Raw genomic sequence first — 26,636 nt, 5'->3', positions numbered from 1 at the left:
TCTTTATTTTATTGTTTTGGCGGTTCTTGCATTGCACGCTGGCGGGCAGCCGCATAGTTTCTCAGTTCACGCCCGATAGGGTTGGTACCGTGTATCTGATGCCACCAGCGATGTGCGCCGACAACCAGAAAGCAGATTAACGAACCGATTCCCACCAAAACAAATAAATCATTGTAAGCAGCTATTTGTGCCAGCATGGTGTCCTGTTGAATCAGTTTACTGACACCATAGGCATGATTCCAGCTGCTATCAAAACTAAAGCGCTGGCTGGCCAGAGCATTCTTCTGAATTGCCTGATTGACTAGCGGGTCTGTCAGATATGCACTGTCTGCGCTGTTAATCAGATGAATGCGTGTTCTGATCGTAATGAAAGCATTAAGTAACGCTGAACCGATTAGTCCACCGACAGTTTGTGAAAAACCGAATACTGCCGAGAAACTCATGATGTATACAGGGTCTTTGGAAAGAGCCCGTATCAGTCCTTCCATCATAACCGGCCCGAAAAAAAACAGCGAAGCAAAGGCAATCATAAACTCGGGAATATAGAAGTTAACCGGCCGTGACCACTGATTCTGTCCAACTTCCATAAAACTGGCCATAGCAATAATGGCAAATGAAATGACCAAAGGTAATTTAATATCAAGAGGATTGAATGTTAATACACTAGTAAGCAATCCGAGTGCAGCACCGCAGGAAACAACAGCATAAAAATGTATCATCTGGTCATTACTCAGACCTAAAACTGTCATCAGACCGGCCGCACCCATATTTTGTTCAGATAAGGCAACCCGTATCAGTGAACCGAAAATCAGTATCTGGAGCATACCGTTGGTATGCATCATCCATTTGATATCCAGCATCGGGTGTTTGCGGTTGTATTCAATAATCACGGAAAGCATACAGCATACGACGCCGGCTACAAACAGCCAGCCAATCCAGTCTTTGTCCCACCAGACAATCCTGCCTTGTACCGCTCCTGCAGAAATAAAGGCAATTCCGGCAGCCAGCAAAGGGAAGCTTATCAGATCAATTTTTTCGAAAGATTTTTCCAGATAGCCAGAGGGAATAGGTAACAGCCATACTGCACCGCATACCAGTAATGCCATACCTAGCTGAAAGCTGAATACAAGCTGAAACTGTTCGTGCTGTAAAAGCAGGGGAGAAATAAATCTGGCCAGCGGCTGGCTGAGCTGAGTAAGCCCCAGCCCGAATATCATGCCTTTACCACGATGAATAGCCGGCATCGCCTGCATCATGTAATACATGGCTACACTGTTTAAGCTGCCGCCTACCAACCCGCTCATACCACGGGCGAATAATTCCATATAATAATCATGGAAAAAAAACTGAAGGCAATTAGTCAGTATCAGCCCAAGAATGATATAGCCTACATAACGCGGCAACCCGAAATTCTGGCGGATTTTAAAAAGTAATACACTGATAATGGCGCTGAACATGTAATAAGATACCTGTATCCAGCCGCCCTGTTCAGGTGTCAGTCCCAAGTAGCCCTGAATCTGGGGAATGTTGGCCAGCATCATGCCATTGGTAAATCCGGCAGTTAAGCCAACGATTGTTCCAATGATGCCGTAGCATAAACGCCTTTTCCACGGATGGTCGGGAAATGACGGTGAGCCCGCCATCATGGGGCGTTCATGCGGTTTTAACTGATAGATATTTTGAGACATGGATTTTTTACTGCAATATACATATGCTGAAGCCGCTACAATTAAAAATGCCATCCAGTAATCCTGATTAACTCAGATGGATGGGCGATAAACGTTCAGCGTGTAATTATTCTAAAACAAATTTTTAGTTTCTGCTAACAATATTTTAATATCTGTGATAATAACTCTGCTTTAGAATAACGGATATAAATTGTTAATTTTTAAAATTATTTATCATTGTATAAATATAAAACTATTGTGTCTGTCAATAAATCTCAAGTGATAAAGATAAATTACGATTACATAAATATACGATAATTAAAACAGATAAGGCCGCATATTAGTTTAATGTAAGATAGGACGAAAGTTCAGTAATTACTGATTGATTTTTTAGAGACAGGCATAAGTGATAATCACTCATAAGTATTAACTTATTTTGTTAATAAAAAATCCAGAAGAGTAGATGGTCGTTAAAAACAAAAAAGCATAATCCTGAGATTATGCTTTTTTGTTTTTAACTGGTGCCGGCACCAAGAGTCGAACTCGGGACCTTCTGATTACAAGTCAGCTGCTCTACCAACTGAGCTATGCCGGCGAAAGAGGAGCGCATTATGCGCAATAAAATTAAATCGTGCAAGCCTTTTTGGTGATTATTTTTTAAATTTACAATTAAACTGCTGTTTTAACGATTAAATAAAATATTCAAGTTTTAGCCTGATGGCGACAAACTATAACTATTTTTTATAACGTCCTATATTATAATACTGGGTTTTGTTTATTTATCGGGAGTGTCAGGGTGGGACACCATTTGAAACTCGCGCTTGCCGGCGCGCAAATTCTGTTTGTAGCATTTGGTGCTATGGTTCTGGTACCGTTGCTGACAGGGCTGAATCCGGCACTGGCATTAATGGGTGCAGGTATAGGTACTTTATTATTTCAACTTTGTACTAAACGTAAAGTACCGATTTATCTTGGTTCCTCTTTTGCGTTTATTGCACCGATTATTTATGCCATGCAGGAATGGGGACTTGGTTCAACTATGTTTGGTCTGTTTGCTGCCGGCTTTATGTATTTTGTTTTTGCCGCATTAATTAAATGGCGCGGTCTGGCTTCAGTACATCGTTTACTGCCACCAGTGGTCATTGGTCCGGTGATTATGGTGATAGGTTTATCGGTGGCTGTGGTAGCGAGCAGTATGGCTATGGGCAGATCCGGTGATAAGCAGGTGGTTGATTACGCTCATTCATTATTTTTGTCCGGTTTCACATTTGCTGTAACGGTTATTGTTACAGTATTCGGCAGCAAAATGATGCGGCTGATTCCGATTCTGATCGGTGTGGCTGCCGGTTATATTATGGCCTTATTTACCGGTATGGTAGATACCAGTGCCATGGCAGCGGCACCCTGGTTTGCTGTGCCGCATTTCGCTACACCTGAGGTTAACTGGCAGGCTGCACTGTTTATGCTGCCCGTAGCTATCGCACCAGCTATTGAGCATATTGGCGGAATCATGGCGATTGGTAAGGTAACAGGCCACGATTATGTAAAAGACCCCGGTTTGCATCGGACTTTGCTGGGTGATGGTTTGGGTGTATGTGTGGCCGGTCTGATTGGCGGCCCTCCGGTTACTACTTATGGAGAGGTTACCGGCGCGGTGATGATTACTAAAAACAGTAATCCGGTAATTATGACCTGGGCAGCCGTTTTTGCAATTTTTATGGCTTTTTTTGGTAAGTTTAATGCATTTCTCAGCTCTATTCCGTTGCCGGTAATGGGCGGGATTATGTTGTTGCTGTTTGGTACTATTGCTTCATTAGGTTTGAAAACGCTGATTGATGCCAAAGTGGATTTGATGGAACCGCGTAATCTGGTGATTGTCAGTTCCGTACTGACTGTCGGTATCGGCGGTATGGTTGTGAAGATTGGTACGATGGCCTTTGCTGGTGTGGGTTTGTGCGCTTTACTGGCGATTGTGCTTAATTTGCTGTTACCGGCTAAATCATCTGTTCAGTCCTGATAGATTATTTAAACGATTTATCCTGTAAAAAACCGCAGCTTGTTTATTGCTGCGGTTTTTGTATTTGGATATTAATTCTGTCTTTTAAGATAGTTTCAGTAAGAAATATATCAATTCAGATACAGGAATTTCAGGACAAATTACGTGCAGGAATATTAACTGTCTGAATATCAACGGCCAGTTAAATAGAGATTAATGATACAGATAAATATTTAGGTCATTATCCTGCAAAAGACAATTTCTTCAATTTCAAACAGAAAATAGCGGCTTTTGCCGCTATTTTAGACTAACCGGACAACCGGCTAAGATTAAGCTGCCTGAATATTAGCCGCTTGTTTACCTTTTGGACCGGTGGTCACATCAAAAGATACACGTTGACCTTCTTTCAAGGTTTTGAAACCATTCATGTTGATTGCAGAGAAATGTGCAAACAAATCTTCGCCACCTTCATCTGGGGTAATAAAACCAAAACCTTTAGCGTCGTTAAACCACTTAACAATACCAGTTGCCATGAAACTTCCTATACATAAAAAACAAAATAAAGAACAAGTTTACGACACAAAAAGGCCAAAAAAATAGTGAACGACTGTACAACAGTTTGTCTGGCAGTCTATGTCTGACTTGTTAAGTAGTCTTTTTACATAGGTTAAGAACTAACGTCAAGCAAGCTTACCGAAAAATGATAAAATTATTAAAACCGTTACTAAAAACCCACAGATACATGTAGATTAATAGACAATGTCAAATTCGAAGATACAAATTGTTAGCCAGAGCCAGAAATCCATGATAATGCCGCCAAAGCGCTATAAAGTGGTTTTGCTGAATGATGATTACACGACAATGGACTTTGTAATTGCAATTTTAATGGATGTGTTTCATTTACCACATACGCAGGCCATAGCTATTATGCTGATGGTGCATGAATCAGGCAGCGGGATATGCGGTGTGTTTCAAAAAGATATTGCAGAAACAAAATGTAATCAGGTTTTGTCACGCTCGGAAGCAGCCGGTTTTCCTTTACAGTGTTTGGTAGAAGAGGCCTGAATTGCCTGTTTGGGTAATTACGGGTGAAATATTAGTTCTGCGGGCGCTACTTGAATTTTATCGTGTATGCTTCATGTTGTTTATACAAGTGAATAAAATTGGTTGCAGTCGCTATTGATAACGTTACTTTGTCAGGAGGTCGGATATGATTTCGGCACAGCTTGAAAAAATTCTGCAATATGTTTATGCCGAGGCTCGTAGCCGTGCCTTCGAATTTATTGGAGTGGAACATTTATTGCTCGGCCTGTTGCAACAAAGTGAAGATGTTAGTGAAGTATTACAGGCTGTGGGTGTAGACAATCATTTGCTGGCTAAACAGTTACAACAGAGTATTTATGAAAACACTCCGGTTTTGCCGGATAATGAGCTGGAACAGTCTGAATTACAGCCTACACTGGGTTTTCAGCGGGTTTTACAGCAGGCTATCGTGCATGTACGTGCGGCTCAGGCAAAAGGAGAGGTAACGCCGGTTGATGTATTGGTTGCGATAATGTCGGAAAAAGACAGTCATGCTGTCTATTTTATTGAATCGCAATCAGTAACCCGTCTGGATGTGCTGCGATATCTGACACTGGGTAATCATCGTTTTTCTCAGGATAAAAATACCGAGCAGAATAATGAAACAGAAGCAGCCAAAGCAGAGGCAAAAGCACTCGAACTGTATACAGTGAATCTTAATATGGAGGTAATGGCCGGACGTATTGATCCCTTAATCGGACGCAATGAAGAAATGCAGCGTCTGATTCAGACATTGTGTCGACGGCGCAAAAACAATCCATTACTGGTAGGTGAGGCTGGTGTAGGTAAAACTGCTCTGGCAGAAGGACTGGCCTATCTGCTGGTGAATGAAAAGGTACCTGAATCTATTAAGGGGTCAGTAGTTTTTTCTCTGGATATGGGCGCACTGCTGGCCGGTACCAAATATCGTGGTGATTTCGAAGCACGCCTGAAAGCAGTAATCAAAGAATTAAGTGAGCTGGATAAAGCTGTGTTGTTTGTTGATGAAATTCATACCATCATCGGAGCTGGCAGTGTGTCCGGCGGGACAATGGATGCATCCAATCTGCTTAAGCCCGCGTTAGCTAAAGGAAGTATGCGCTGTATTGGTGCCACTACGTATCAGGAATACCGTACTATTTTTGATAAGGATCATGCATTAAGCCGGCGTTTTCAGAAAATAGATGTAGTAGAACCTTCCGTACCGGAAACGGTACAGATATTGCAGGGCTTACGTCCGGCATTTGAGCACTTTCATCAGGTACGTTATACCCGTGCAGCATTACAGGCTGCTGCTGAGTTATCCGCACGCTATATAAACGAGCGATTTCTGCCTGATAAGGCGATTGATATCATTGATGAGGCAGCTGCTGCACAAAAAATTCAGCCGAAATCCAGACAGCGTAAAGTTATCGGACGGGCTGAGATTGAGGCTATTGTCGCTAAGGTGGCACGTATTCCGGAAACTGCTGTTTCTCATGATGATAAGCAGGTATTGCGTTTTCTGGCCGATAACCTGAAAGCAAAAGTTTTTGGACAGGATCAGGCTATTGATGTACTGGCTGCATCAATAAAAATGGCTCGTTCCGGTTTGAAACCGGCTGATAAGCCGATTGGCAGTTTTCTGTTTGCCGGGCCTACCGGCGTCGGTAAAACTGAGGTTGCCAGACAGCTGGCGCAGTTGCTGGATTTACCATTACTACGCTTTGATATGTCTGAATATATGGAACGGCATGCAGTTTCGCGTTTGATTGGTTCACCGCCGGGCTATGTTGGATACGAGCAGGGTGGATTGTTAACTGACGCGGTGAATAAACAGCCGTATTGTGTGTTACTGCTGGATGAAATTGAAAAAGCCCATCCTGATGTATTTAATGTGCTGTTACAAGTGATGGATTATGCCAAACTCACAGATAATAATGGACGTAGTGCGGATTTTCGTAATGTAATTGTCATTATGACCACTAATGCAGGTGCTGCCGAGCTTGCCAGACCGAATCTTGGATTTACCGGTCAGCGTGAACAGTCTGACAGTTTGATTGCTATTAAGAATACTTTTACTCCTGAATTTCGCAATCGCCTGGATGCTATTGTTCCATTTAAGGCATTGGATGAACAAATTATTGCGAAAGTGGTTGATAAGTTCTTGCTGGCTCTGGAACAGCAGTTATTGTCTAAACAGGTTGTGGCAGAATTTACACCGGCTCTGCGTGTTTTTCTGGCTAAAAATGGTTTTGATGCAGCAATGGGTGCGCGTCCGATGCATCGTCTGATACAGGAACGTATCCGTAAATTGCTGGCAGATGAATTGCTGTTCGGAAGGTTAAGTGAGGGCGGTGCTGTGCTTATAGATTATCTTCCGCAGTCAGATGAAGTAGTACTGGATTTTGCGGATTCTCAGGAAGCTGATCAGAACAAATTTGAATCAGTAACAATTGAATAATTATGTTAAGAATGTCAAAATTAAGATAAAAAAAAGTGTGGCGAAGAGCCACACTTAAACACACACATCAAGAGGAAACCAATCAAAGTAAATTCATTATAATGTTTTTGTTCAGAAGTGTTTTGATTCATATCAAATGTAAAGCTTTAATCTGAAATTATTTGAAAAATTTAATCTCTCTGCTTTGTAAAAAAACAGAGAGATTGTTTTTTTATGTAATTGTCACTGCAATTGTGCAGGGAGAGGATCGTTTTGCAGCTTATCTACAGGTTGTAACCGCTGATTGAGATCCAGAACCTCTAGCTGAGTACTGTCCGTTTCACTGAAAAATTGTTTACTATACGGCAGTTGTGGGGTGCTGATTCCCAGCCATTGTGCAACTCCATCCAGCAATTCTAAACCGCTGCGCCGTGCTTTGTTACGTAATTGTCCAGTTTGATTACTGCTGATAATCACTAATGGAACATGATAGTTCTGATAGAAGTGATCATTATGACGAAGAATACTTTCAGAACGCACGATGCTGTTTTTTTCATAACTGTTTTTATCGTGACTTAAACCGTGATCGCTGAAATACAACATACTGAATGGCTGACCGCTGTGCTGTAATGCACTATATATCTGACTTAGTAAATTGTCTGTCTGCCGGATAGTGTCAATATAGCAGTTACTGTTGTTATTATCGACATAGTGATGCGCTGGTTGTGGAAGACGGTCGCACGGATTAGGATGAGAACCCATGATATGCAGCACAATCAGCCGTGACCGATTCGCAGGCAGTGGCTGATTTAAAACTTTTTGCAGCGGTGCAATAAGTTGATCATCAAAGCTGCGTATACCAAAATCGTATCCGGTTGTTTTCAGAAAAGTCACCTGATTTGCCTGATGAGCAATAGTGGAAATTGATGTATCGTATTGTCCGAGAGCCCCCTGATTAGATAACCAGACCGTATCCATACCGGCTTTCTTAGCCAGAGTAATAACATTATTCTGAATGCTGAAAGGTTTGCCATGGCTTAGCGTTAAGCCGTGTAATAATGAAATAGGCGTGTTGGGGCCGGCAGACAGCATATTATCCATAACAATATTGGCATGTTTATCCAGAAATGGTGTATCTGCATATTTAAAGCCATACAGATGCATATAGTCTGCACGTACACTTTCACCGATAATCAGTACATAGTTACGATAAATCTGATGGCTGCTGCTGATTTGCCAGTTGTCAGGTTTGGCTAAATCCTGCTTCATTTTTGCCAGTGCAGCAAAATAGGCTCGTGGTTGCAGATAGGCATCTGCTAAAAATTCCACTGGTTGTGCGCGCAACGCAAAACCACCGGTTGTATAGCCCTTACGTGCTGTCTGTACTGTCATTACTATTAGAATCAGTACCAGCGGAATACTCCAGTAAAAGCGCCAGCGAGGTGCTGCGGCTTTACGATTAAAACGTACAATAAACAGCGGAACGGCAGCCAGTAAAATAGTAGCAAGGTAGGTGTGCCATGGAATAGCACATATATATTCACTTGCTTCACTGGCGGTTGTGCTTAATAACGAAGCAACAATACCAAAACTTGGCCGGCCGTACAGAGTAGCAGTAGGGTGGTATAAAAGAATAATAATAGCACTTAACCACATCAGCCAGCGCCATACGCTCGGGAAGAAACGCTGTAAAAGCAGCATAAGCAGCCAGGTTTCAATAATCCGGTTAGGATTCGGCGGATAAGCCAGCGCATAAATCATTACCAGACTGTAAATAAGTAATAACAAAATCATCAGCAGATAATGTTTACGAGGTGTCAGTTTCATAAATAACTCAGGATGCAGGAGTAAAATTATCGGCAAAGAAAGCTGTTTCTGCCAGAGCAGCCTGTTTGAAGAATAAGGATTGTGCGCTGGCAATCATTTGCGGATGTCCGCATGCATATACTTCATGGTTGCTCATGTCAGGATAATCATTTAAAGCGATATCCTGTACATACCCTCGAGCTCCTTTCCAGGCTGATTCCGGACGGGACAGTACCGCTGTCCACTTTGCCTGAACCAATTTGGCGCAGAGTTTGTCCAATAAGGTAGCATCGTACAAATTTTCTTCTGCGGCTACTCCCCAGTATACATGGATAGCCTGCCGGTATTGTTGTTCAGCCAGAGTATTCAGCATAGCTTCAATTGGCGCAATACCAGTACCAGATGCCAGCATAATTAATGGTTTTTGCTGTTTACTCAGTTGAAAGCTGCCTAAAGGTCCGTGAATGTGAATAATATCTTTTTGCTGAAGCCGTCCGTCAAATAATTGTTCAGAAAAAACACCACCCGTATGGCGGCGGACATGAATAACCAGCTGACGAGTATCAGTATTAAAACCGGCGATGGAGTAACTGCGGCGTAAATTATCAGCGAGAACAATATCGACATATTGTCCGGCTGTAAAATTAAACTGTTTTTTTAGCGGCAGTTTCAGGGTAACAATGGCTACATTGGCACAATAGCGAATATCATCAATCCGCGCATTCAGCGTTTGAACCGGCTGATTATTTTTACCCAGATAATTGGGTAGATAAAGTGTTATATCACTTTCAGCACTCTGACAGCATAATAAAATATCCTGCTGATTGCTGTCTTTACTGTTCAAGGCCGCCTGTGAATTGATTTCAGTAGTTTTGCCCTCGGTCAGTTGCGCCTTGCAGGCACCACAACAGCCACTTTTACAGGCATGCGGCAGCATAATACCGTTTTCAATAGCCGCATTAAGCAGTGATTCCCCTTGTTTTGCGTAAAAAGTTTCACTTGCCGGTAAAACAGTTATCCGATAACTCATATCTGTTTTATATTATTTTAAAGAAAACGGCTATTTTAGAACCTTGCCAGATAAAAGCCAAATCAGGAGGTAAAAAGTGATAATAAATGCCGCAGCGCAGATTACATTATTATTTAATGAAAAAAGCCTGTTATGTTAATAACAGGCTTATCATGAATACTGCCTGAAAAGGCAGGGAAAGATTTAATTAGAAAAGTATTTGGCGTAGATTTTGTCGTACTCGCCACTGGCACGAATTTTTTTCAATGCATCATTCAGTTTTTCTACTGTGGCTGTATCACCTTTGCGTACCACGAATCCATAATGGTCTACACCAAATTCCGGTACCTTATTAATAGTAAATTTATCAGCACCGTTGGCTTTAACATAATTACTGATAACAGCACCATCTGAAACCATGGCCTCAACTCCGCCATTTTCCAGCTCTTTAATGGCTAAAGGTACACTATCAAAACGGGCAATTTTGGTACTTTGGGCACCAAGTATTTTCTGAACGGCCAGATCACCGGTCTGACCACTTGCAACAGCTACCCGCTGCATATTATTTAACTCTGCCAGAGAATGAAAGGTTTTTGCTTTCGGTGTCAGTACCATCATAGAAATATCAAAGTACGGATCGCTGAAAGTCATACTTTGTTTACGTTCATCAGTGATGGTTACCCCGGAAGCTACTATATCTAAATCGCCATTATTTAAACTGGCAAACAGACCATCCCAGGGCTGGTCTTTAAACTGTATTTTGAAATTACCGGCTTTAGCCATTGCGGTAAGCAAGTCAATATCAAAACCGGTAAGTGAACCATTAGCGGTACGTGACTCGAAAGGGGCAAATTCGGCATTTGTACCCACAATATAAGTTTTATCGGCACTAGACTGTGCAGGTGCAGGTGCAGATGCAGATTCTGAATTATTTTTACTTCCGCCACAGGCTGTTAGCACCAGTGCAGAGCACATGGCCGCAGCGGCGAACCAGTGTTTGATTTTCATAAATGCTCCTTAAGTTCAGATGGGTTAATTGGCTAAGGAAGATGTTCTATACAAAAATTTACATTTGATAATATGCATCCTTACTGCCATGTCTGGTTTGATAGTAACATATTTAAATGATGACACAAGCTTTACAGATACTCTGTAATGTAGGTTTGCAGTGTTATAATTTCACTCTCACATATACAAGACATTTATTAACAGTATATAAATTATGTGTGTTTTAGTTTTACAGGATAATTTATGCATATAATACATACCATTGCTGAAATGCGTTCATGGCGCAGGCAGGCTAAACGCGTAGCTCTGGTACCGACTATGGGTAATCTGCATGAAGGTCATTTGTCACTGGTACGTACAGCTAAAGCTTATGCAGATTCAGTGGTAGTAAGTATATTTGTTAACAGGATACAGTTTGGTGCCGGGGAAGATTTTGATAAATATCCGCGTACTTTAGAGCAGGATGCAGAAAAACTTAAAGCAGCTGGTGCTGATGTGGTATTTGCACCTGATGAAAGCGAGCTTTATCCAAATGGTGTGCAGAGTTATTTTGTTGAACCGCCGGCAATCCAGAATGAGTTATGCGGGCGCAGCCGTCCGGGTCATTTTCGCGGGGTGGCGACAATAGTAACTAAATTGTTTAATATTGTTCAACCTGATGTAGCCTGTTTTGGTAAAAAAGACTATCAGCAACTGGCTGTGATAAAAGGCATGGTTCAGGATCTGAATATGAATATAGAAATCATTCCGGTAGAAATTGAACGAGCACAAACCGGTTTGGCTTTATCCAGCCGTAATGGTTATCTTTCGGCACAGGAGCATGTACAGGCAGCACAGTTGTTTGCACAGTTACAAAATATTGCCGATGCAATTAAGCTGGGAAATACTAACTTTTCGGCTTTGGAAAATAGTGCCGCAACGTATTTGCAACAAAATGGATGGCAGGTTGATTATATTGAAATCAGGCAGGCACAAACGCTGACAAAAGCTCAGATATCCGATAAAAATCTGGTTATTCTGGCTGCTGCAATCTTGGGAACTACCCGTTTAATTGATAATATAGAAGTCAATTTGTCGCATTAATAATAAAAATAGTCTGTTAACCAGATATTAACCATAAGGCAGCGTGAACACGTATGTGGTGGATTGTATTAATACTGTTAATTATTGCTATAGGCGCTTTATTCTGGTGGCGTAATATTCAGGAACGCAAATGGCAACTGGAATTGACCTATCTGACTCGCTATGAAAACCGGTTTCAGGCAGGTCAGTTTCCGGTATTGAAGGTTGCCAGACCCTCTTTGAAAAGCCGTATTTCTTATCTGGCGCAAAAGCTTGTACAGCGCAATCAGACAGTTCAAAGTTCAGCGCAACAAGAACAACCGTCAGAATCAGAACTGCAAAAGACTAAATCTGAAGCAATAGATACTGTAAATAATCATGAAGAAATTCACTCGGCTGTACCGGCTAATAGTACTGGTGAGAGCTGTCAGCCAGAACAACAGACTGAAAAATCGGAATCTGAACCGGTTACTCCTCAGATTACAGTTATTGAATCCGCCCCTATACCGGTAAAAAGTGAAACGGAAAAAACAGTCAGTGAAAATGAAGATAGTTTACAAGACACAGCCGAAACTGATAATGAATTGCCGGTAATAAAGGATAACCCTTTGTTTCCGGTTAAATTGTTTAAATCTTTAAAAGAAGATACTGCCGAAAAAGAAGATGCTGCCGATGGTAATGATATTCATGCTGAAGCTGTGGCCGAAGAAAATATTTTGCCGGATACAGACGAAGAGACTGATATCGATAATGATGATCAGACAGATCAAAACATACTGATTACCAGTGATGAGCATGCTGAAACCGCTGTGGTGTTCCCTCCGGATAAAAATCTGGAAGTAATTACTCTGGCAGAAGCTACCCGTAAAGTGGCAACTCATCCGCTTACTGATACGGTTAGTGAACAGGCGCCTGCTCTTGAAGTTATTCAGCTTAAATGGCAGTACAAACCTTTAAACAGTCAGAATCAGCAGCGCAATCGCAATGCGAAAGAAATTACTGTCGATGATCCGATATTAAATAAAGTTCGTTCGCGTACTAAAGCCGAACAGGCTGCTTTGTTAAAAGCCCGGGCATTAAAAAATTTTGATTTGGATGATTTACAACAGGCTACCCATCACAAACTGGGTAATTCTGTTGGTGCTCCTTCGCACCTGCCGCATTCTGTAACTACTATTCCTGAGCAGTCAGTTCATGAGCATAGACTCGGGAGAGAACATAATGGTGTGCAAATTATTAACGAAGAAGATATTCGTTTGAATCTGCTGCGTCAGCGACTGGCAAGACAGCGCCATCACGAAAATGCCCAGCAGTTTAATTCTGGTTATAGCATACCAGTAATAGCTGAAGATGAAATATATGCGAATCTGGCCAAAACCGATTCACCGGTGAACAAACAGAAATTTCAGCGACCGGTAGTCAGAGAAAGTGTTATTCCGGCAGCTGCACGTATCGGTAAAAGCCATACAGTAAAAATGACGGCACCCGTAGCTGATATGTCTGCAGACAAAGGTTTTACCGATGCCGCCGGCAGTGCACAGGCACCACTGTCAACCAGATTTACACCTTTTCATTCCATGCCGCCAACATCTGTTACTACAGTTGCGGCTGGAAATGCTCCTGTAGCAGAAAATTACACCAGCAGTAATGCTGACTATAGCGATTCTTTTAATCGGCAGCCAGTACAGCAGAATGAAAATTTCACTGAGAATCTGCGCCCGAGAAGAAGTCTGTTTCATTATTCTCAGGATATGCCAACAGTAAAGCAGGCAGTAACTGTCAATAATAATTCAGAAAATTCTTATTATGAGAATTCTGATTTTAGTATTGGAAACGCTTCCTATCTATCTGATGATAGTGATGGAGATGTTGCTGTGGCGGAAACTCCGATATTGGCTACAGAAGATCCGTTTTTCGCTGAAATTGAAGAGCAGACAGAAACGCCAGATTATTTCCCTTTGCATGAACATTACAACGAAGAAGAAGCTAATACAGATATATCTGCATTTTTGCCAAAGGTTGAAACTCAACCGCAAGGCAGTTCGGAAGTTGTTAATCATGTCGAAGTCATTGAAAAAGATGAACAACAAACTGAATCAGTACCGGTTGTCGAAAGCGCCGGAGTAGTTATCCGAAATAACCGGCAGTCACTACCCACAGAACAAAAAAACTATAGTGCTCAGCCATCGCAAACTGCTATCGGTATGGCACTGCAAAAAGCTTTACATAAGACAGCGGCCGTCACACCGGTGCATAAACCACAGTTAAAACCTATGCTGCCGGGGATGGATTTATTATTACCACCATATTATGATCCCGCGGCACAACAAAGTGAAGAAACCTTGCTGGAAAATGGTATCACCATCGAAGAAAAACTGGCTGAATTTAAAGTCAAAGTTCGTGTCATCGATGCATTTGCCGGCCCGGTCATTACTCGTTATGAAATTGAACCGGCACAGGGCGTTCGCGGTAGTCAGGTAGTTAATCTGGAAAAAGATTTAGCACGCAGTCTGGGCTTTGCTTCTATCCGGGTAGTCGAAACGATTCCGGGCAAAACCTGTATGGGACTGGAATTACCTAACCCCAAACGACAGATTATCCGTCTTAGTGAGATCTTTTCAGCTTCGGTATTTCAGCAATCCCGTTCTAAATTGACGCTCGCTCTTGGTCAGGGTATTACCGGTCAGCCTGTGGTAACGGATTTGGCTAAAGCACCACATCTTTTGGTAGCCGGAACAACAGGTTCTGGTAAGTCGGTAGGTGTTAATGCCATGATACTGTCTTTGCTGTTTAAAGCCACACCTGAAGATGTACGCCTGATTATGATTGATCCGAAAATGCTTGAATTGAGCATATATGAAGGTATCCCTCATCTGCTGGCGCCTGTGGTTACGGATATGAAGCTGGCTGCCAATGCGCTGACCTGGTGCGTAAACGAGATGGAAAAACGCTACCGGCTGATGAGTCATGCAGGTGTGCGTAATCTGGCCGGATTCAATCAGAAAATTGCTGAACTGGGTGCACGCAATCAAAAACTGTTTAATCCGTTCTCACTTACGCCGGATAATCCTGAACCACTGGAAAAATTGCCTTTTATTGTTGTGATTGTTGATGAATTTGCCGATTTGATGATGACAGCCGGCAAAAAAATTGAAGAACTTATTGCGCGTCTGGCGCAAAAAGCCCGTGCTGCCGGTATCCATTTGATATTGGCTACTCAGCGTCCGAGCGTAGATGTTATTACCGGACTGATAAAAGCCAATATTCCAACCCGTATTGCTTTTCAGGTATCCAGTAAAGTAGACAGTCGTACCATTCTTGATCAGATGGGCGCTGAAAACTTGCTCGGACAGGGGGATATGCTGTTTTTACCACCGGGTACTGCCTATCCGGAGCGTGTGCATGGGGCCTTTGTCGCCGACGAAGAAGTGCATCGGGTAGTACATTATCTGAAACAGTTTGGTGAGCCCCAGTATATTGATGATATTTTAACTGCCGGGGTCAGTGATGATGATATGTTCAGCAATGCATCGTCACGCAGTAGCGATGATGAGCTTGATCCTCTGTATGATGAAGCAGTGGCGCTGGTAATCAAAACTCGTAAGGCAAGTATTTCTTCTGTACAAAGACAATTGCGCATCGGTTATAACCGTGCTGCGCGTCTAGTTGAGCAGATGGAAGCAGAAGGTATCGTGTCCGCTGCTGAAGGTAATGGCAACCGCACTGTACTGGCTCCGCAAAATAGCCATCTGGATGGATAGTCTTTTCAAATAAGTTTGTTTTGAATAGATTTCTTAAACGCATATTTGTATATGCGTTTTTTTATATCAATATGAAATGTAACCCTATATTATGTACAAGTATTTTATTAAAGTGATGATTTTAAAAAACAGTATTGCTGCATAATAGTTAATATCAGTATTCAGCATCTGATGAAAAATTTAATAAAATAATATTTAGTAGTAAAGTATGTTTAGTATCAATTTATAGTATTGAATATTTCAATTACTGATATGTAGATATTTATAAAATAAACGATAAATAGAAGATTTAAACTAAATTTTTCAGTCTGAATATTAAACCAATTAAGTATTTGAGTTAATTCTTTGTATTTATTTGTATGATTAAAATGAATTGATTGTAATAATGTTGTTTAATTTATACATTTTACAGCCTTTTTTTAATAAAATGTCATATTTATTAAGAATTGTCTGCTACGCTGAAACGCGGTCTATGCTTAAATAATGTCAAACAATTAATTAATTTTGATTTGTACGTATAAAAACGCAAATAAATATACAAATATATTAATTAAAGTATATAAATTCTCATAATTGATAAATTATAAAAATATATATATATCAATTCTCATTAATAAATAAATATTGTAAGTAATTGTTTTTAAAGTTAAGTTGTTTGAATCGTTTATAGATAAGTCTTAAGATAAATCGGCAATGTTTGAAATATAAATCCTAATTTCAAAATTTATATATTTATATAAATGAAAATATATTAATTATCTGGAGATGAATTTATGATTGAATCTTACAAACGATTCTGGCATAACATTCTAAATTTTTCAGGGACTTCTAATCGTGCTGATTATTGGTGGCCGATTGTGATTAACTATGTTCTTGGAATAATTTTGACGTATGCAGTTGAAAAAATGCTCGGACATCCGATTAATGATATCTATACATGGGGCGACTGGACGATTGATTTTGTCTTTCTGGTAGTCTGCTTTGCTGTGTGGATAGCGACTTTGTCACTTCAGTTCAGACGGCTGCATGATACAAACCGTTCTGCATGGTGGATTCTGATTACTCTTATACCGATCATCGGGCAAATTTGGTTTATTATACTGATGTTGTTGCCAGGTAGGCCAAACCGTTTTGAGCAAAGATTATTCTAGTGCTTTTTGGTAATTTGGTTTGCAGTAATAGCTCAGTATTACTTAAATTGCCCGTTTGATAGCTTAGTCTTATTTTTTCTTTTTACCAGCAGCTTATTTCACTTGAAATTAAGCTGCTGGATAAATATCTTAATTGTTATTGCTAAAAATATATTATTTATTGATTTAAATAATTTTTTGATACTAGATATCTACAGCACTCATTGAGCATTCTTCATATTCTGCGTTGGCTCATTAACACTGAATCAAATATTTTCCATTGCTGAATACTTTTATCAGCCAATATCAATAATGTTAATACTTTCAGAACAATAAAATATGGCGGTTCCATAAGCAGACCAGTCTGTTTGCTCAATATCAAATTCGGAGATGCAATACTTAATAAAATCCAAAATTAAACAATGTATAAATTTATTCTTATCAAAGTTTAAATAAATATCAAAGATATATTTTGACTTTTGCGTTATAGTGCTGCCAGTTTTCTGATTGGGGTGTTATGAAAAATCTGTGGCAAAAGTTTGATCGGTCGTTTTTACGCGGACAGAAGTTATCAAAAGTCCTGGTTGTGCTGATTGCTGTGTGGCTGTTTCTGGCTACCAGTCTGGTAGGGTTGTCGTTGAATACCTCATGGCGGCTGGAAGAGCTGGGAATGGCAATCAATGAAGCCGGCAGTCTGCGCAAGCGGGTGTTTTATATGGTACTGGTCACGAAAACACCGGGTGCAGAGCAGCAGTTTGCGGATGAAAAGCGTCAATTTAAGGAAATACTTGGTCATTTATACGAATTGCATGATACCGGTGTTATGAACGGCCAGCGCCATAAACAGTTATTAACCCAAGTTCAGGAAATTGAGGAGCAGTTGCAGGATTTTCTTGCTGACCGTGAAGCTTATTTACAGGGCAGACTAAGCGGAGAAGCTTTCCTTGCTCAGGCCAGAGAATTCACTGCGGTAATTGACCGGCTGGTTTTGCTTATTGAGCAAGATAATACGCACAATATTAGGCTGTTGCGCTGGCTACAGGCGCTAGTATTAATGATGGCTGTACTATCTGCGATTGTGTCTTTGCTGTTACTGCATCATTTGGTCATTTCGCCGCTATTACGTCTGAATCAGGGCATCAGTCAGATTGGTAAGGGTTATTTTGATACACGCCTGAAAGTGGGTACGGCCAATGAGTTCGGGCAGGTAGCACAGGGTTTTAATCTGATGGCCGCCAAATTGTATGAAGTATATGACACGCTGGAAAACCGGGTCGCTGAGCAAACGCAGGCAGTGGTTAAGCGTAATCGTGAGCTAGCGGTATTATATACTATGACCTCATTGTTTCAGGAACAGCATGATCTGACGGTGCTGGTACAAATATTTATGCATAAAATGAAGGCGTTTAGTGGTGCGGATGCCTGTGTGGTGCAGTTAAAAAATCGCCATTCACAGATGCTCGAAGTAGCCGGTTCGGACGGGCTGACAGAGGAGCAGGTAGATATGTTCCGTGATTATCGCTGTGATGGCGGGCGCTGTGTGCGGTTGCATCAGTCTGTGGTTAATTACAATAATCAATCGCTGGTCATTCATGAGGAAAATAATCATTGCTGTCAGATGCAGCAGGTTCTGCCGTTTTGTCTGACTTTTGCAGTGAAATCAGTAGATGATGAAATCGGTATGCTGCACTTGTTTGCATTGAAGCCATTTGCACTGAGTGAAGAAAATCAACGTCTGATTTCAACTGTTTGCAGCCAGTTCGGGATAGCGATTGAAAGTATGCGCCTGAATGAACTGGATAAGCAGATGGCGATACTGGAAGAGCGTAACCTGATGGCACAAGGATTGCATGATAGTATCGCGCAGTCGCTTTCATTTATGAATATGCAGATACAGGTACTGGAAAAATCTCTTGCAGAGCAGAAACAAGAGCAGGCTAAACAGACTCTGGATTTTATTCATGAGGGTATTCAGCAATGCTATGATGATGTACGCGAATTATTGTCAAATTTCCGGGTACGTCTGGTTTCAGAAGGGCTAATCAGTTCGTTGCAGGAGGTGATGAAAAGATTTGAACAACAAACAGATATTGTTGCAGACTGGTCGGTAGAAGGCGATGTGTATGAGGTAGAGTCGGATGTACAATTGCAGGTAGTGTTCATTGTGCAGGAAGCATTATCAAATGTACGTAAACATGCGCATGCTGATGCTGTGCGGGTGAAGCTGGTATATCTGGCTGATCGCCTGAATCTCTGTATTGAAGATAACGGAATAGGTTTTGCCGAGGATACGCTCATTCAGAAGGGGCTGCACGGGCATGTGGGTGTACATATCATGAAAGAACGAGCCGGCAAAATTAATGGAGAATTAAAAATATTTGCACGTGAAAATAACGGGGTATGTGTAGAGTTGATGGTGCCGCGTCAGTATATTCATGCGCAGAAATAATTTTTGGGAATTTAATAATGCTTAATAAAAATAAGTACCGGATTCTGATTGTCGATGATCACACTTTGTTTCGGCGTGGTTTGCGTGCACTGATTGATAGTTGTGAGCGTTTTGAGGTGGTGGGTGAAGCCACAGACGGGCTTGAAGGGGTAAAAATGCAGCAACAGCTCCAGCCGGATGCCGTACTCCTTGATCTGGATATGCCGGTAATGAGAGGACTTGAAGCACTACCGCAGATGATAAATCATAATCCACAGCAGGTGGTACTGATGCTGACAGTATCTGAAGACGGTAGCGATTTACTCGAATGTATGCGACTGGGCGCCCGCGGATATCTGTTAAAAAATATTGATACGGAATTTTTGCTGGATAGTATTGAAAAAGCGATTAGCGGTGATAGTGTGTTATCGCCTGAAATGACAAGTAAGCTGGTAACAAGGTTGCGCAGGCAGGAGCAGGCTGACGAAAAAATTACTGAACCACTGACACCGCGCGAACGGGAAATTTTGCGCTGGCTGGCACGTGGGAATAGTAATAAGGTGATTGCGCGTAATCTGGATGTAACTGAAAGCACTATAAAAGTGCATGTTCAGAATATTTTACGCAAATTAAATGTAGCCAGCAGGGTGCAGGCTGCTGTCTATGCCATTGAGCATGGTCTGGATAAATAAACAAGTGAGTTGAGTATCAGGTAATAACTACTGAATATCAGAATTTGATAAAGGCCTATTGAGTTTGTCAATAGGTCTTTTTGCTTATTTGGCGTTGTGCTTTCTGGTTAATGATTTTGCATCGGATGACTAATTGGATATGAAAAGGTGATTACGTACACTAAAGAGAATTATTAATGGGGGTACAGAATGGATTCTGGTGTTAGAAAATCGGTAACAGTGCTTACTTCCAGCACGATTGCATTTATTGTCTGTTTTATGATCTGGATGATATTTGCCGTTTTAGGAATACCTATCAAAGAACAATTACAACTTAATGAAGCTGAATTTGGTTTGCTGGCAGCGATGCCCGTACTGTCCGGATCACTTATCCGGGTGCCTTTAGGTATCTGGACTGACCGTTTTGGCGGTCGTATTGTATTTTTTCTGTTGATGCTGTCATGCGTTCCGGCAGTCTGGCTGCTTCAATATGCACACACATATAGTCAGTTTCTCTGGATTGCGCTGTGGCTGGGATTAGTAGGCGGCTCATTTTCTGTTGGTACTCCTTATGTGGCCAAATGGTTTCGCAAGGAACGTCAGGGTTTGGCAATGGGTATTTTTGGAGCTGGTAATGCTGGTTCTGCCGTAAATAAGTTTCTGGCACCTGCATTGGTTGTAGCATATGGCTGGCAGGCTGTACCCCGCTTATATACCGTAATTTTGCTGGTTATTACAGTACTGTTCTGGTTTTTCAGTTATCCGGAGCCTAAAGCAGCTTCTGCTAAACAGCCAAGTCTGAAAGCTCAGTTGTTATTAATGAAAAATCCGCAAGTGCTGAAATACAGTCAGCTGTATTCGGTAGTGTTTGGCGGCTATGTGGGCATTTCGCTGTGGATGGTGAATTACTATGTTAAGGAATATAACTTCGGCTTAGCACAGGCTGGGTTGCTGGCTGCATGCTTTTCTCTGCCGGGAGGTGTACTGCGTGCGTTCGGTGGCTGGCTGTCTGATAAATACGGTGCTTATAAAGTTACTTGGGCTGTAATGTGGATTTGTGCAATTGCATTCTTTCTGTTGTCTTATCCGCAAACACAAATGTCTATTCGTACAGTGAGTGGTCATCTGGATATGCATATTGGTTTAAATGCAACGATATTTACTGTGCTGCTGTTTGTGGTCGGTGTGGCTATGGCAATCGGTAAAGCTTCGGTATTCAAGTTTATTTCTGATGAGTTTCCGGATGACATGGGTACTGTGTCTGGTGTAGTGGGTCTGGCCGGGGGACTGGGCGGTTTTCTGTTGCCGATTATGTTTGGTTGGTTAGTAGACTGGACAGGTGTACGTTCTACCTCTTTCATGCTGATGTTTGGCACGGTATGTATCAGTTTAATCTGGATGCATTTTTCTCTGAAAAACCCTAAGCACCAATAAAGTGAGTTTGATATGGGTAAAGTTTTAAAAGATTGGCGGCCGGAAGACCAACAGTTCTGGCAGTCAGGCGGTCGTGCAATAGCACGCAGAAATTTATGGATTTCCGTTCCTGCATTGTTACTGGCGTTTGCCATCTGGCAGGTATGGAGTGTGACAGTAGTAAAGCTGCCACTGGTTGGATTTAAGTTCAGCAGCAATGAACTGTTCTGGCTGGCAGCCTTGCCGGCATTATCAGGTGCAACTTTACGAATTTTTTATTCATTTGTGATTCCGATTTTCGGTGGCCGCAAATGGACGACAATTTCTACAGCCAGTTTGCTGATTCCTGCACTGGGTTTGGGCTTTGCTGTACAGAATCCGAATACTTCTTATACAACGATGTTCATTCTGGCGCTTTTATGCGGTTTTGGCGGAGCAAATTTCAGTTCATCTATGTCCAATATCAGTCTGTTTTTCCCGAAATCGGAAAAAGGTCAGGCGATGGGGATTAATGCCGGTTTGGGCAATCTGGGCGTATCCGCAGTACAGATTGCTGTGCCACTGGCGATTACTAGCTGTCTGTTTGGTGCAATGGGCGGTGAGTCTCAGACAATTTCTACGCCACAGAGTTCTGCACAGGTTTGGTTGCAGAATGCGGGTTTTATCTGGGTACCGTTTATTGTGCTTAGTACGCTGGCTGCATGGTTTGGGATGAACGATATTGGCAGCATGCATTCCTCACTAAAAGAACAGTTTGTCATTTTCAAGCGGTTGCACAACTGGATTTTATGCTGGCTTTATGTGGGCACGTTTGGTTCGTTCATCGGTTTTTCGGCTGCTTTCCCGTTATTAATCAGCCATTCTTTCCCGCATCTGGATGCAGTTAAATTTGCCTTTTTAGGTCCGTTTGTTGGTGCAGTACTGCGTGTCGTGGGTGGCTGGTTGTCTGACAAGATGTCTGCGGCAAAACTTACCGAAATCAGCTATGCCATGATGATTGTCGGGGTTATTGGTGTTCTGGTATTTCAGCCTATTGGCGGCAATGAAGGCAGTTTTGTTGGTTTTTTCTGTAGTTTTATGTTGCTGTTTGCCTTTAGCGGTATTGGTAACGGTTCAACTTACGCGCAGGTGCCGCGGATTTTCTCTCAGTTCCATCGTCATCTGCATCAGGGCGATGTTAAGACCTCAGAAGCTCATGCCACTAAAGAATCAGCTACGGTATTAGGCTTTATGGGCGCAATCGGTGCTTATGGTGGTTTTCTGATTCCGAAAAGTTTTGGTTCTTCGATTGAGGCGACAGGCAGCGCATCAGTGGCTTTATGGGGCTTTATTGTTTTCTATGTAAGCTGTCTGATAGTTAATTACTGGTTTTATGTTCGCAAACAATCAGTTACGAGTTGTTAATTTGAAGTGATCGCACCATTGTCATAGTTAATGGTGCAGAAAAAATATAAATCAATAAGAAACTGTTTGAGGCTTTTGCCTCTATGGAGCACAAATTCATGAGCCATTTTTTAGACAGACTGAATTTTTTACGTAAAACCAAAGAAACATTTTCTGCCGGACATGGGGCAGTGGTGGCTGAGAGCAGAGAATGGGAAGATGCTTACCGCCAGCGCTGGCAGCATGACAAAATTGTACGTTCAACTCACGGGGTAAATTGTACCGGTTCCTGTAGTTGGCGCGTTTTTGTTAAAAACGGGCTGATTACATGGGAAATGCAACAGACAGATTACCCGCGTACTCGTGCCGATTTACCCAATCATGAACCGCGGGGCTGTCCGCGCGGTGCATCATATAGCTGGTATGTTTACTCTGCTCAGCGGGTGAAATACCCAATGATTCGCGCTTCTTTGCTGCGTATGTGGCGTGAAAAACGCCAGACTCTGAATGCAATTGAGGCGTGGCAGAGTATTACTCAGAATCCGGAACTGGCAAAAAAATACAAATCTGAGCGTGGTCAGGGCGGTTTTGTCCGTCTGGACTGGAAAGAAGCTTATGAAATTATTGCTGCTGCCAATGCATTCACAATTAAAGAGTTTGGCCCGGATCGTGTAATTGGCTTTTCTCCGATTCCGGCAATGTCGATGGTGAGCTATGCTGCCGGTTCGCGTTATCTGAGTCTGATTGGCGGTGTACCGCTGTCATTTTACGACTGGTATTGCGATTTACCGCCTTCCAGCCCGCAAACATGGGGTGAACAAACCGATGTTGCAGAATCTGCCGACTGGTATAACGCCAACTATCTGATGGTATGGGGCTCAAATGTACCCATGACACGTACTCCGGATGCGCATTTCTATACTGAAGTGCGTTATAAAGGTACAAAAACAGTAGCAGTTTCATCTGATTATGGTGAAATGGTGAAATTCAGTGATATCTGGATGGCACCAAAACAGGGGACAGATGCTGCCCTGGCAATGGCAATGGGGCATGTGATTCTGAAAGAATTTCATCTGCAGAATCCGTCAGAATATTTTATCGATTATTGTCGTCGTCTGACAGATATGCCTAATCTGGTGGTGATTAATCAGGAAAATGGCAAACTGCTGCCGGGCTACTTCCTGCGTGCAAGCCAGATAGCAGGCGGGCTGGATGAAAGCAATCATCCTGAATGGAAAACACTGGTTATCGACGAAAATACCGGTAATATTGTTGCACCGAAAGGATCGATAGGCTTCCGCTGGGGTGAGCAGGGTAAATGGAATCTGCTGGCACAAAAATCCGACAGTACAGAAATTAAAGCGCTGATATCACTTAAAGATAATCATGATGTCATCATGGGTGTATCTTTTGATTACTTCGGCGGGGATGATGCAGCAGAAGTCATTGTTAAAAATATACCGGTTAAGCAGATAATTAATGCAGATGGCGAAAAAATACTGGTAACCACAGTATTTGATTTGATGTGTGCCAATTATGGTATTGACCGTGGTTTTGGTGGTGATGGCGTTACCGATGATTATCTGGCTGATGTGCCTTATACACCATTGTGGCAGCAGAAACATACCGGCGTGAAGCCGGAGCTGGTGATTCAGGTGGCACGCGAATTTGCCCAAAACGCACATGAAACACATGGTCGAAGTATGGTAATTGTGGGTGCCGGTCTGAATCACTGGTATCACATGGACATGGCGTATCGTGGCATTATCAATATGCTGATGATGTGTGGCTGTATCGGTCAGAGCGGCGGTGGCTGGTGCCATTATGTCGGTCAGGAAAAATTACGTCCGCAAACCGGCTGGGCACCTCTGGCTTTTGCTGCAGACTGGAACCGGCCTTCACGTCAGATGAATGGTACTTCTTTCTTCTATGCACACACCAGCCAGTGGCGGCATGAAAAACTGAAGATGTCGGAAGTTATTGCGCCTACTCATGCCGGTCAGATGGCTGATATGAGTCAGCTGGATTTCAACGTTAAAGCTGAACGAATGGGCTGGCTGCCTTCTGCTCCGCAGCTGGGACGTAATCCGCTTGATGTGACCCGTGACGCAGAAGCACAAGGTAAAGATCCGATTGCATTTGCTGTTGAGCAGATGAAATCGGGCGCACTGGATATGGCTTGTACTGATCCGGATAATCCGCAGAATTTCCCGCGTAATCTGTTTGTCTGGCGTTCCAATATTCTTGGTTCATCCGGTAAGGGGCATGAGTATTTCCTCAAGTATCTGCTTGGCACACAAAATGCACTGATGAGTGATGAAACTGATGCTATTAAGCCGATTGATGTACAAGTACGTCCGGCAGCAGAGGGTAAGCTCGATTTACTTACCGTACTGGATTTTCGTATGTCCACTACCTGTCTGTATGCAGATATTGTGCTGCCTACAGCCACCTGGTACGAAAAAGATGATCTGAATACTTCGGATATGCATCCGTTTATCCATCCGCTTAGTGAAGCAGTAAAACCGCTTTGGGAAAGTAAAACTGACTGGGATATTTATCGTGGTCTGGCGAAAGCATTTTCCGAAACTGCCAAAGATTATCTGGGTGTACGTAAGGATCTGGTATTAACACCATTGATGCACGACAGTCCAGAAGAGCTGGCTCAGCCGTTTGACCCGAAAGACTGGAAACTGGGTGAATGTGAACCGGTACCGGGCAAAACCATGCCGAAAATGACCGTGGTTGAACGTGATTATGGTGCTATTTATGACAAATTCACTTCTGTAGGACCGTTGCTGGAAAAAATCGGTAATGGTGGTAAAGGTATTAGCTGGCAGACTGGTGCAGAAGTAGATTTACTGCGCAAACTTAACAACACCCAATCCGAAGGTGTGGCCACAGGCCAGCCGAAACTGCACACAGCTATTGATGCTGCGGAAATGATTCTGACACTGGCTCCGGAGACCAATGGCCATGTGGCAGTTAAAGCATGGGAAGCTTTATCAAAAAATACAGGTATCGACCATACTCATCTGGCCATTGCCCGTGAAGATGATGCTATCCGTTTCCGCGATGTGCAGGCACAGCCGCGCAAGATTATTTCATCACCCACTTGGTCTGGTCTGGAAAGTGAAAAAGTCAGCTATAACGCTGGTTATACCAATGTGCACGAACTGATTCCATGGCGCACCTTAACCGGCCGGCAGCAGTTTTATCAGGATCATCAATGGATGCGGCTGTTTGGTGAGGGACTGGTTTCCTATCGTCCGGCTGTAGATCTGAAAACCACGCTGAACGTGAAAGGCCATCAAAGCAACGGCAACCCTGAAATCGTACTGAATTTCATCACACCACATCAGAAATGGGGTATTCACAGTACATATTCAGATAATTTACGCATGCTGACCTTATCACGCGGTGGTCCGCATGTGTGGGTTTCTGAAATTGATGCTAAACGTGCCGGTCTCGAAGATAACGACTGGGTGGAAGTATTCAATGTGAATGGTACGCTGACCGCACGGGTAGTGGTAAGTCAGCGAGTACCTGAAACCATGATTCTGATGTATCACGCACAGGAAAAAATTGTCAATGTGCCCGGTTCAGAGCTGTCCGGTAAACGCGGAGGTATTCATAACTCAGTCACTAAAGTAGTTATGAAGCCAACGCATATGATTGGTGGTTATGCTCAATTATCATGGGGCTTTAATTATTACGGTACGGTAGGTACCAACCGTGATGAGCTTGTCGTAGTACGCAAAATGAACAGAGTGGAATGGCTGGATCAACCGGCCAAAACACCGGTGACAGAATAAAAA

16 protein-coding genes and 1 tRNA gene are annotated in these 26,636 nt (G+C 42.4%); 11 read left to right on the top strand and 6 right to left on the bottom strand.

The genetic code is table 11. The annotated features are described in order from the left end of the window. Nucleotides 1–8: 8 nt before the first annotated feature. Nucleotides 9–1,742, bottom strand: a complete 1,734-nt coding sequence (locus H3U73_RS05120) for an MFS transporter (protein ID WP_084551606.1) — start codon at nt 1,740–1,742, stop codon at nt 9–11. A 444-nt stretch (nt 1,743–2,186) separates the two neighbouring features. After that, nucleotides 2,187–2,262: transfer RNA gene (locus tag H3U73_RS05115), tRNA-Thr, on the bottom strand. A 201-nt stretch (nt 2,263–2,463) separates the two neighbouring features. Between H3U73_RS05115 and H3U73_RS05110 the strand changes: the two genes are divergently transcribed. Continuing rightward, the gene (locus H3U73_RS05110) at nt 2,464–3,684 is read left to right on the top strand and encodes a uracil-xanthine permease family protein (protein WP_078474813.1); all 1,221 of its coding nucleotides are present in this window, start codon (nt 2,464–2,466) and stop codon (nt 3,682–3,684) included. Between the two features lie 308 nt (nt 3,685–3,992). Here H3U73_RS05110 and H3U73_RS05105 read toward each other — a convergent pair whose 3' ends face one another. Next, complete coding sequence (locus H3U73_RS05105) at nt 3,993–4,196, bottom strand: cold-shock protein (RefSeq protein ID WP_025330479.1); 204 nt, start codon at nt 4,194–4,196, stop codon at nt 3,993–3,995. A gap of 226 nt (nt 4,197–4,422) precedes the next feature. Here H3U73_RS05105 and clpS point away from each other — a divergent pair, with 226 nt between their 5' ends. Then, nucleotides 4,423–4,728: an ATP-dependent Clp protease adapter ClpS gene (gene clpS, locus H3U73_RS05100; protein ID WP_025330480.1), complete on the top strand. Its 306-nt coding sequence runs from the start codon at nt 4,423–4,425 to the stop codon at nt 4,726–4,728. A gap of 145 nt (nt 4,729–4,873) precedes the next feature. Beyond that, nucleotides 4,874–7,168: an ATP-dependent Clp protease ATP-binding subunit ClpA gene (gene clpA / locus H3U73_RS05095; protein ID WP_025330481.1), complete on the top strand. Its 2,295-nt coding sequence runs from the start codon at nt 4,874–4,876 to the stop codon at nt 7,166–7,168. Between the two features lie 222 nt (nt 7,169–7,390). Here clpA and H3U73_RS05090 read toward each other — a convergent pair whose 3' ends face one another. The 3 genes from H3U73_RS05090 to H3U73_RS05080 all read right to left on the bottom strand — a co-directional run bounded on the left by H3U73_RS05090 (nt 7,391) and on the right by H3U73_RS05080 (nt 10,970). Further along, complete coding sequence (locus H3U73_RS05090) at nt 7,391–8,974, bottom strand: phosphoethanolamine transferase (protein WP_084551605.1); 1,584 nt, start codon at nt 8,972–8,974, stop codon at nt 7,391–7,393. A gap of 7 nt (nt 8,975–8,981) precedes the next feature. Beyond that, on the bottom strand, nt 8,982–9,983 hold the full coding sequence (locus H3U73_RS05085) for a 2Fe-2S iron-sulfur cluster-binding protein (protein WP_084551604.1): 1,002 nt from the start codon (nt 9,981–9,983) through the stop codon (nt 8,982–8,984). A gap of 183 nt (nt 9,984–10,166) precedes the next feature. Further along, nucleotides 10,167–10,970: a basic amino acid ABC transporter substrate-binding protein gene (locus tag H3U73_RS05080; RefSeq protein ID WP_198190149.1), complete on the bottom strand. Its 804-nt coding sequence runs from the start codon at nt 10,968–10,970 to the stop codon at nt 10,167–10,169. Nucleotides 10,971–11,213: 243 nt separating this feature from the next. On the opposite strand from H3U73_RS05080, the gene panC reads away from it, so the two are divergent. The 8 genes from panC to H3U73_RS05040 all read left to right on the top strand — a co-directional run bounded on the left by panC (nt 11,214) and on the right by H3U73_RS05040 (nt 26,633). Next, on the top strand, nt 11,214–12,053 hold the full coding sequence (gene panC / locus H3U73_RS05075; RefSeq protein ID WP_037391876.1) for a pantoate--beta-alanine ligase: 840 nt from the start codon (nt 11,214–11,216) through the stop codon (nt 12,051–12,053). Nucleotides 12,054–12,106: 53 nt separating this feature from the next. Beyond that, the gene (locus H3U73_RS10660; RefSeq protein ID WP_232336201.1) at nt 12,107–15,793 is read left to right on the top strand and encodes a DNA translocase FtsK; all 3,687 of its coding nucleotides are present in this window, start codon (nt 12,107–12,109) and stop codon (nt 15,791–15,793) included. A 773-nt stretch (nt 15,794–16,566) separates the two neighbouring features. Next, on the top strand, nt 16,567–16,944 hold the full coding sequence (locus tag H3U73_RS05065; protein ID WP_084550842.1) for a DUF805 domain-containing protein: 378 nt from the start codon (nt 16,567–16,569) through the stop codon (nt 16,942–16,944). A 496-nt stretch (nt 16,945–17,440) separates the two neighbouring features. Next, complete coding sequence (locus H3U73_RS05060; protein ID WP_198190148.1) at nt 17,441–19,372, top strand: histidine kinase; 1,932 nt, start codon at nt 17,441–17,443, stop codon at nt 19,370–19,372. Nucleotides 19,373–19,389: 17 nt separating this feature from the next. Then, nucleotides 19,390–20,043, top strand: a complete 654-nt coding sequence (locus tag H3U73_RS05055; protein WP_174830023.1) for a response regulator transcription factor — start codon at nt 19,390–19,392, stop codon at nt 20,041–20,043. A 189-nt stretch (nt 20,044–20,232) separates the two neighbouring features. Then, nucleotides 20,233–21,456, top strand: coding sequence for a nitrate/nitrite transporter (locus H3U73_RS05050; RefSeq protein WP_084585997.1), 1,224 nt, complete (start codon nt 20,233–20,235; stop codon nt 21,454–21,456). Between the two features lie 12 nt (nt 21,457–21,468). Beyond that, complete coding sequence (locus H3U73_RS05045; RefSeq protein ID WP_084585996.1) at nt 21,469–22,839, top strand: NarK family nitrate/nitrite MFS transporter; 1,371 nt, start codon at nt 21,469–21,471, stop codon at nt 22,837–22,839. Between the two features lie 98 nt (nt 22,840–22,937). Continuing rightward, nucleotides 22,938–26,633, top strand: a complete 3,696-nt coding sequence (locus tag H3U73_RS05040; RefSeq protein WP_198190147.1) for a nitrate reductase subunit alpha — start codon at nt 22,938–22,940, stop codon at nt 26,631–26,633. The last annotated feature ends 3 nt before the right edge of the window (nt 26,634–26,636 follow it).

The sequence above is a fragment of the Snodgrassella sp. W8124 genome (genome assembly GCF_016100875.1).
GTDB lineage: Bacteria > Pseudomonadota > Gammaproteobacteria > Burkholderiales > Neisseriaceae > Snodgrassella > Snodgrassella alvi.
Note: the sequence above shows the minus strand (reverse complement) of the source record. Positions and strands in the feature narration are given on the sequence as shown.